Here is a 336-nt window from a genome sequence, read left to right as displayed (position 1 = left end):
CTGGTGGGAAATCAGAAAGCACTTAATCAGCGAAGTACGTGCAGAAGTTGGAAATTTCGGGATCACAATTTGGTACACGCCAAAATTTAAGGAAGCAGCGTAATGAACATCGGTGATTTGATTATTGGCATCAATGGCACTTTAACCAGTGACTATCTAATAGCATCAGGCTATGGCATTACAGATAACAATGAGCCAGTTCAGATCACTGATTACGATGACAACAAAACGTACTTTGATGGCGGTTTTATCTATACAGAAGAATTGGAAAATTTCAAAGTAATTTAAGAACAATGGGCGCGGTTATTTCTCCGATAAGTCGCAAGACTGAAATAC

At 39.0% G+C, this 336-nt stretch carries 1 protein-coding gene; it reads left to right on the top strand.

Going from position 1 to position 336, the window contains the following annotated elements; genetic code table 11:
* Positions 1 to 102 precede the first annotated feature (102 nt).
* The gene (locus BZK16_RS14050; RefSeq protein WP_077929478.1) at positions 103 to 288 is read left to right on the top strand and encodes a hypothetical protein; all 186 of its coding nucleotides are present in this window, start codon (positions 103 to 105) and stop codon (positions 286 to 288) included.
* The last annotated feature ends 48 nt before the right edge of the window (positions 289 to 336 follow it).

This window comes from Wohlfahrtiimonas populi (assembly GCF_002006795.1).
Classification (GTDB): Bacteria; Pseudomonadota; Gammaproteobacteria; order Cardiobacteriales; family Wohlfahrtiimonadaceae; genus Wohlfahrtiimonas; species Wohlfahrtiimonas populi.
This window is presented reverse-complemented; position numbering and strand designations above follow the sequence as displayed.

Excerpts from the sequence above, each read along its gene's own strand:
- BZK16_RS14050 (WP_077929478.1), top strand. The coding sequence starts at position 103 with ATGAACATCGGTGATTTGATTATTGGCATCAATGGCACTTTAACCAGT.